At 55.8% G+C, this 7,459-nt stretch carries 9 protein-coding genes and 1 rRNA gene; 8 read left to right on the top strand and 2 right to left on the bottom strand.

Annotated features, from left to right (window positions below):
• Positions 1-33 precede the first annotated feature (33 nt).
• A complete protein-coding gene (locus E1757_RS26145) occupies positions 34-954 on the bottom strand; it encodes an ATP-dependent DNA ligase (protein ID WP_133233728.1) in 921 nt (306 codons plus the stop codon).
• Positions 951-1,811: a non-homologous end joining protein Ku gene (gene ku / locus E1757_RS26150; protein ID WP_133233730.1), complete on the bottom strand. Its 861-nt coding sequence runs from the start codon at positions 1,809-1,811 to the stop codon at positions 951-953. Before ku ends, E1757_RS26145 begins: the two co-directional genes overlap by 4 nt.
• A 133-nt stretch (positions 1,812-1,944) precedes the next feature.
• Between ku and E1757_RS26155 the strand changes: the two genes are divergently transcribed.
• The 8 genes from E1757_RS26155 to E1757_RS26190 form a co-directional block, all read left to right on the top strand.
• Positions 1,945-2,193: a hypothetical protein gene (locus tag E1757_RS26155; RefSeq protein WP_133233732.1), complete on the top strand. Its 249-nt coding sequence runs from the start codon at positions 1,945-1,947 to the stop codon at positions 2,191-2,193.
• Positions 2,194-2,223: 30 nt separating this feature from the next.
• Positions 2,224-2,409: an H-type small acid-soluble spore protein gene (locus E1757_RS26160; RefSeq protein WP_133233734.1), complete on the top strand. Its 186-nt coding sequence runs from the start codon at positions 2,224-2,226 to the stop codon at positions 2,407-2,409.
• A 261-nt stretch (positions 2,410-2,670) separates the two neighbouring features.
• Complete coding sequence (thiL, locus tag E1757_RS26165) at positions 2,671-3,732, top strand: thiamine-phosphate kinase (RefSeq protein ID WP_246079509.1); 1,062 nt, start codon at positions 2,671-2,673, stop codon at positions 3,730-3,732.
• A gap of 9 nt (positions 3,733-3,741) precedes the next feature.
• Entirely contained in the window at positions 3,742-4,227 is a 486-nt protein-coding gene (gene tsaE / locus E1757_RS26170; RefSeq protein ID WP_133233738.1) for a tRNA (adenosine(37)-N6)-threonylcarbamoyltransferase complex ATPase subunit type 1 TsaE, read from the top strand.
• Positions 4,224-5,081, top strand: coding sequence for a tRNA (adenosine(37)-N6)-threonylcarbamoyltransferase complex dimerization subunit type 1 TsaB (gene tsaB / locus E1757_RS26175; RefSeq protein ID WP_133233740.1), 858 nt, complete (start codon positions 4,224-4,226; stop codon positions 5,079-5,081). The genes tsaE and tsaB overlap by 4 nt, the downstream gene beginning before the upstream one ends.
• 1 nt (position 5,082) lies before the next feature.
• Positions 5,083-5,595: a ribosomal protein S18-alanine N-acetyltransferase gene (gene rimI, locus E1757_RS26180; protein WP_133233742.1), complete on the top strand. Its 513-nt coding sequence runs from the start codon at positions 5,083-5,085 to the stop codon at positions 5,593-5,595.
• 2 nt (positions 5,596-5,597) lie between these two features.
• Positions 5,598-6,707, top strand: coding sequence for a tRNA (adenosine(37)-N6)-threonylcarbamoyltransferase complex transferase subunit TsaD (tsaD, locus tag E1757_RS26185; RefSeq protein ID WP_133233744.1), 1,110 nt, complete (start codon positions 5,598-5,600; stop codon positions 6,705-6,707).
• A gap of 580 nt (positions 6,708-7,287) precedes the next feature.
• Positions 7,288-7,459 (top strand): 16S ribosomal RNA (locus tag E1757_RS26190); the annotation flags it as partial.

Raw genomic sequence — 7,459 nt, forward strand, 5'->3', positions numbered from 1 at the left:
GAGAAATGTAAATCCCGTTAAACGTTCGTGCGGCTAATCGTTAATCGCTTCATAAAGCTTGACGATTTTCGGATGACGCAGCAGCCCGTCCGATGTTATTTCCAGTCCGGTGACGATGCAGCGGAACGGGCTGCGGAGCCATAAAATGCGCTCCTTCTTTAACTCCGCAGGCAGTGCGGCGAATACAGGCGTATCCTGCTTACGCCGCAGCCCTTCCCGAAGCAGGCGCTCCTTCAGCTGTTCGTTCAAGCCCGAGGAAACACGGCCGAACAGCATGCCGTCCTTCGCCATAATCAGGCTGGCAACCTGGCCGCCGCGGATCATAAGCCCGGGGATGGCGACCTCGAACAGCAGCGCCGTCTTCTTTTTGAACCAATCCTTATGCTTTTTCCCCTCGCGGTAAGACGCGGCGAGTCGCTTGGCGACAACGCCTTCCCATCCGTTCTGCTCGACCCAGCTCCATAATGCCGGCAGATCGCGGAACAAGTCGGTGACAAACAGCTGCGGCTGTTTGTCCGGAAACAGCTGCAGCAGCCTGCGGTGCCGCTCTTCATAAGGGAGCTGCCGCAAATCGTCGCCGTCGAGGTGGAGCAGATCGAACAGCACATAAATAAATTGACTGCCGTCGCGCGTGCCGGCTTTCGCCGAACGGGAGCGCTCCCGCTGCAAAATGAGCTGGAAGTTGGGCCGCTGCTTGCTTTGGTCGAAAATAACGGCCTCGCCATCCAGCAGACAAACGCGCTGCCGCAAAGGCTCGAGCAAGCTGACCGCTTCGGGATAAATGAGCGTCTTGTTGAGCATTTGCCGCGAAAACAAGTCGATCCGGCCATCTCCCAGCCGGGCCAGCAGCCGGACGCCGTCCCATTTGATCTGATAGCCCCACTCTTCGCCTTCAGGCAGCGTGTCCACCGAGATCGGCGCCATAGGTTCCTTCGGCAGCGGGATTTCCGTCATGATACGGTTTCCTTCGCTGACTTATCCTTGTCCTTGGCTGATTTTTTTGCCTTCGGTTTAGACGCTGTGCCGGCTGCTTTCTCCGTCACCGGCTTGGTTGCCTCCAGACTGGCCTGCAGCGCCGACATCAGATCGATGACATTCGTTTTTTGCGGTTCCGGGGCGACGCTGACTTGATGGCCGCTTACTTTTTGCTCGATGGCATGAAGCACGGCCTCACGGTATTCGTCCTTATATTTTTCCGGCTCGAACGGGGTCGTCAGCTGCTCGATCAGCATTTTCGCCATTTGCAGCTCCTTGTCGTTTACGTTGCTTTGCTCCGGCAAGTTGGGCACCTGCTCGACCGAGCGTATTTCATCGGGGTAAAAAATCGTCTCCATCGCAATGCAGTTATCGATGACACGAATGGCGGCCAGGCTGCTTTTGGTCCGGATCGACACTTTGGCAATACCGATTTTGCCGGTTTGCTTCATCGCCTCCAACAGCAGGTTGTACGCGTTCGCTCCGGTTTCGTTGGGCGCCAAAAAGTATGTTTTCTGAAAATAGATCGGGTCGATATCCGTCAGCTGGACAAAATCGAGAATTTTAATTTCTTTGCTCGCTTCGCCCCCCAGTTGATCCAGCTCGTCCTTTTCGAACAGCACAAAGGCGCCCGGTTCATATTCATAGCCGCGGGCAATTTCCTCCCATTCCACCTCGCGCTCGCAGGTCTGGCATTTCCGTACGAAATTAAGCGGCGTCGTGCATTCCTTATGAATATAGCGCATCGAAATATCTTTATCCTCGGTGGCCGAAAACATTTTTACGGGGACATGCACCAGACCGAAGCTGATCGCCCCTTTCCATACCGTATGCATACAAGCATCTCCTCTCATTTTTATACTGCTAGTATCTCCATTTCGTGAATGATTCACACTAACGGAGGCATCCTAAAGCTGTCGGGAACGCTCGATAAGCCCATTTTTTATGAAAAGGGAGGAAACGGACGCCATGTCGCAAACGAACCGAAACAAACAGGCGGCGCCTGGGCGTGCCGAACAGGCCGGGCAAGCGGCTGCAGATGCATGCAACCAAGGGCGCGAGGATTATTTCATGGATATCGACAGAATGGTGAACGAGGGACTCGGCGGGGGAAATGTCACAATCAATAACGGTCTCATCGAGGAGTCAACGACGGATACGATGGATCATCCCGAATCCGTCGCGGAGCACAACAAACCGTCACCGGAAAAATCGTAAAACGAATCGGCAAAAATGGAGGGGATCTTATTGAAACTATCTCGTGCGCAGGCGATTTTGCAGTCCAATAATAAAATCGACGTCGAATTGAACGGCGTGCCGGTATGGATCGACAGCATCGATACCGAACAGGAAACGGCCAACATCCATGTCGAACAGCGGCCTGCCGATTCCCGGACCGTCCGGGTTGAGGAGCTGCAGGAAATACAGTCATAAGCTGCTTTAACCGCTTTTGCCGCTCAGCTTCCGCTGTCCGGAGGCCGGCCGAATAGTGTCGCTCAAGCCCTTCCCTAAGCTTGCCAAGCTCGGGAGCAGGGCTTTTTGTCTTAACTAAAGTATAAGTTTCGATACATAGCTTCGCACAACCTTGATAAACGCGCTTATCCTCCGGACGGCGGAGTCGTTTTATCCTGGCGTATTGCTACGTGGGAACGGGAGGGCTATAATAGGGGCAATACATGACGGAGGCGGTTGTTAGTGAGCTCTATCGATGAATTTGCTCTTATCCAGTGGTTAACGGATGGCAAGCAATCGCGGGATTTTCAGCAAGCCGGAGGCGTTGCCGCGGGGATCGGCGACGACGCGGCGGTCGTCAATATCCAGCCGGGCTTTCAACTGGTAATGACATGCGATACGATGACAGAAAAGATACATTTTACACCTATGACGATGCGCGATCAAGATATCGGCTATAAAGCCATGGCTTCCGCCATCAGCGACATTGCCGCCATGGGAGCGGTCCCCAAATTCGCCTTGGTGGCGGTCAGCTGTCCGCCAGGTACGGGGCTGCCCCGGTTGGAGGAAATGTACCAGGGACTGTACGATTGCGCCAACCGGTGGAACGTGGTCATCGTTGGCGGCGATACGACGTCCTCGAGTGCGGGAATTACGATAACCGTCACCGTCATCGGCGAGGTCGAGCATGGCAAGGCGCTGCTCCGCTCGGCGGCGCAGCCGGGAGATGTGCTGTTTGCGACCGGCACGCTCGGCAGCTCGGCGGCGGGGCTCGACTATTTATTGCAGCGCGGATTGCCGGCTGAGCTTTGGCCCGCTGACAATTTGCGGCCTCCGGCGGACCCGGATCGTCCGGGCATCGAGAGTCTGATTCAAGCGCACTGCCGCCCCGAGCCGCGGATCGATGCAGGCCGGCTGCTGCAGCAATCCGGCGTATGCCACGCTTTGAACGATGTCAGCGACGGCCTGGCCAGCGAAGCGTGGGAAATATCCGAAGCGTCCGGCGTCGGGATCGATCTGATCGAAGACAGAATTCCGATCGCGGAAGAGCTGATGTCTTATGCGTTGGCCAACGAAAAAGACCCGCTCGACTATATATTGTTCGGCGGCGAGGATTATCAGCTGATCGGCACCATGCAGGCGGAGCATGCGATTTCCATGCAAATGAAATTCAGGGAAGCGGGTCTTGTTCTCTATATTATCGGGTATGTGAATGCCGAAGCTGAAGGCGTGAGGCTTGTGCAGAGCAGCGGCTATGTGGTTCCCGTCGATAAAAAAGGCTATAACCATTTTCGAAAGGGCTGATACGGGGTAATGACGGCTCCTGTACATTTTCTATATGAAGCGGATAGTTTGGAGCAGACGGCTGAGCTCGCTACGGCGCTTGCCAAGCGGTTCCGACCGGGCTCCGTCATTACGCTGGACGGGGATTTGGGCGCGGGCAAAACGGCATTTTCCCAAGCTGTCGCCAAGGCGCTCGGCGTCAAGGACACGGTTAACAGTCCGACATTTACTCTAATCAAGGAATACGAAGGGGAGACGCTCCCTTTTTATCATATGGATGTGTACCGTTTGTCCATCGATGAAGCGGACGAGCTTGGGTTGGACGAATACTTTTATGGCAGCGGTGTCACATTGATGGAGTGGGGAGCTTTAATCGAGGAGCTTTTACCCGCTGAACGGTTGTCCATAACAATCGAGCATCGCGGAGGACAAGAGCGCTTGTTCCGGCTGGTTCCTCATGGGAGCCCCTATCTGCAGTGGTGCGAACAGCTAAAGGAGAACGGAATATTACAATGACCAGTATAACGAAAATGAACGCGGCAGACGGTATGCTGCTCGCTGTCGATACATCTTCAAGCGCGATGTCCATTGCATTAACCCGCGGTCCGGAGCTGCTGGGCGAGCTGAATTCGAAGGCTGAAAGAAATCATTCGATTCATCTGCTTCCCGCTATCCGGCAGCTGCTGTCGGATGCAGGGCTGCATCCCCGTGATTTGGATGCGTTTGCGGTGGGCGTCGGGCCGGGCTCCTATACGGGGGTACGGATCGGCGTGACGGTTGCCAAAACATTCGCCTGGACGCATGACATGGCGCTGCTTGGCGTATCGAGCCTGGAGGCGTTGGCGCTCGGCGGGGGCGAGGCTTATTTTCGCGAAGCCGCGGGCGATTCGGGCGAAGCGAACGTCAGCTCGGCGGAGGAGGCGCTCGGACGTCGGAACGAGACGGTTTGGTTTGTCCCTATGTTCGAAGCGCGCCGGGGACAAGCGTTTACCGCATTGTATCAAGCTTCGCCGCAGAGCTGGAGCTGCCTTGTCCAAGACGGCATCCGTTTGATGTCGTCCTGGACTGAAGAGCTGCTGAAGCGTTCGGCGGAGACGGCATCCGGCGAAAGCGCCGCTGCTAAACCGGACCGGATCGTCTTTGTCGGAGAGACCGGGCTGCATACGGAGACATTAGACCGTTTCTTTACTGCATGGGCCGGACCGTCCGGTGTTGTTGACCATGAGATGCGCGCCCGTCATATTGCGCAAATCGGCCGCCGCCATTGGCGCGAGGGACGCATAGAGCAAGCGCACGGGCTGGTGCCGAATTATACGCAGCTGACGGAAGCTGAAGTGAATTTGGCCAAAAAATCGCAGGGAGGGCCTTGACATGGAGGTAACAGAACAAACGGAAGCCATGGGCCCGTTGGAGTTCCGCTCGATGAGGATGGAGGACATCCCGGTCATTTGCGAGATTGAGCAGGAGGCGTTTGCTACGCCATGGACTGCAGGTGCCTTTCACAATGAATTGACCAACAATCAATTTGCCCGTTATTTGGTTATGGAGCTGGATGGACAGGTTATCGGCTATGGCGGCATGTGGATGATCATGGAGGAGGCGCATGTCACCAATGTGGCAGTGCGCGAAGCTTACCGCGGCAAAAAGCTGGGCGAGCGGCTGATGCGGGAGCTGCAAAAAACGGCGAGTTTTCTCGGCGCCGAGCGGATGACGCTCGAGGTGCGGCCATCCAACGTGATCGCGCAGCGGCTATACGGGAAGCTCGGCTTTCATTCAGTCGGCGTCCGCCGCGGCTACTACACCGATAATCGCGAGGACGCCCTGGTTATGTGGGCCAATTTGCCGAAATATCACTATACTTCGAACGAACGCACAGGGGAATAGCTATGAAAACAAGCAATTATTATACGGGATCTCCCGATTCCGGAGGCCATGACTCCGGCGAGCATTCGAACCATAGCGAGGGAGCGCGGACGGAGAAGCCGGCGCTCATTCTCGCTATCGAGACGAGCTGCGACGAAACATCGGTCGCCATTGTTGAAAGCGGGACGATCATCCGTTCGAATATCGTTTCGAGCCAGGTCGCGACGCATCAGCGCTTCGGCGGCGTTGTGCCGGAAGTCGCGTCGCGCAAGCATGTGGAGAGCATCACATGGATCATTGAGGAAGCTTTCGAGAAGGCGGGCGTCCGCCCCAGCGAGCTGTCCGCCATTGCCGTGACCGAAGGGCCGGGGCTGATCGGCGCGCTGCTGGTCGGGGTTGTCGCCGCCAAAGCGCTGGCTTATTCGCTTGATCTTCCTCTGATCGGCGTGCATCATATAGCCGGTCATATTTATGCCAACCGGCTCGTTCATCAGCTGGAATATCCGTTGGTGTCGCTGGTCGTATCCGGCGGGCATACGGAGCTGGTCTATGTGGAATCGGAGGGTCGGTTCCGCATTATCGGCCAGACCCGCGATGACGCCGCCGGAGAAGCGTACGACAAGGTGGCGCGGGCGCTGAAGCTGCCGTATCCCGGCGGCCCGCATGTCGACCGGCTCGCGCACGAAGCGGCAGAAGCGCTGCCTTTGCCGCGCGCCTGGCTGGAGCCGGATTCGTACGATTTCAGCTTCAGCGGGCTGAAATCGGCTGTGCTGGCCGCGCTGAACTCCGCGGCGATGAAGGGCCAGCCGCTGGAGCCGCAGGCCGTGGCCAAGGGCTTCCAGGACTCGGTCACCGACGTCCTGGTGGAGAAGTCGCTCCGCGCCGTACGGGCTTACGGCGCGAAGCAGCTGCTGTTGGCGGGCGGTGTGGCCGCCAACCGGGGGCTGCGCGAGCGGCTGGCTGCGCGCTGCGCCGAAGCGGAGGTGCCGCTGCTGGCTCCGCCGCTCGGCTTGTGCACCGACAACGCGGCGATGATCGCCGCCGCCGCATTTTTGAAGCTCGAGCGAAATCAGTTTTCTTCGCTCGAGCTGAAAGCCGAGCCCATGCTTAAGCTGGAGGCATGGTCGGTCTGATTCGGATAATGTCACCCGGATTCTTTTGAACGTTTAGGGATCCGGGTGATTTTTTATGTCTTGAGTATGCGCAGTTCAAGCGGTTCTACCGCTGTCTTAATTGTATGATTGCGGATGCCGGAGTGGCTCTTTGGAGAAAATCATATAACAACCGCTGCACAAAAAGCATACTGCCATGTCGGAATCTAGGTTATCTAGATGTCGAAATAGGAGATAATTCCCAGTATATTTTTGCTTGCATTATATAGACGGATTTGTTATATTACTACTTGTCGCTTCTGAAGGCAGCCGGAATTTGAAGTCGAAATAAACACTTCTTCAAAAAAAGTGCTTGCCATGATACGAGCGAATGTGATATATTGATCAGGTCGCTTTTGACAGGTTGTCGAAAGAGATCGAGAAAAGCAAGACGATTGCCCTTTGAAAACTGAACAACGAGTGAGTGTTAAAAATGAGAATGCAAATTCTCGCTAGCATTACTTTTGAGCTTAAGACAAGCTTTTTTACATCCCCTCAGTAATGTGGGGCCCCCGAAAAGTAATCGGAATTCTCTACGGAGGTTCGCTTCACTTTTTGGGGTATCGTGGAGAGTTTGATCCTGGCTCAGGACGAACGCTGGCGGCGTGCCTAATACATGCAAGTCGAGCGGACTGTTCCTTCGGGGACAGTTAGCGGCGGACGGGTGAGTAACACGTAGGCAACCTGCCTGTAAGACCGGGATAACTATCGGAAACGATAGCTAAGAGCGGATA

Source organism: Paenibacillus piri (assembly GCF_004354045.1).
In the GTDB taxonomy this organism is placed as follows: domain Bacteria; phylum Bacillota; class Bacilli; order Paenibacillales; family NBRC-103111; genus Paenibacillus_S; species Paenibacillus_S piri.

Bases quoted from the DNA above. Each gene is read 5' to 3' on its own strand.
- E1757_RS26145 (WP_133233728.1), bottom strand. From the start codon at position 954: ATGACGGAAATCCCGCTGCCGAAGGAACCTATGGCGCCGATCTCGGTG.
- ku (WP_133233730.1), bottom strand. From the start codon at position 1,811: ATGCATACGGTATGGAAAGGGGCGATCAGCTTCGGTCTGGTGCATGTC.
- E1757_RS26155 (WP_133233732.1), top strand. From the start codon at position 1,945: ATGTCGCAAACGAACCGAAACAAACAGGCGGCGCCTGGGCGTGCCGAA.
- tsaE (WP_133233738.1), top strand. From the start codon at position 3,742: ATGACGGCTCCTGTACATTTTCTATATGAAGCGGATAGTTTGGAGCAG.
- tsaB (WP_133233740.1), top strand. From the start codon at position 4,224: ATGACCAGTATAACGAAAATGAACGCGGCAGACGGTATGCTGCTCGCT.
- rimI (WP_133233742.1), top strand. From the start codon at position 5,083: ATGGAGGTAACAGAACAAACGGAAGCCATGGGCCCGTTGGAGTTCCGC.
- tsaD (WP_133233744.1), top strand. From the start codon at position 5,598: ATGAAAACAAGCAATTATTATACGGGATCTCCCGATTCCGGAGGCCAT.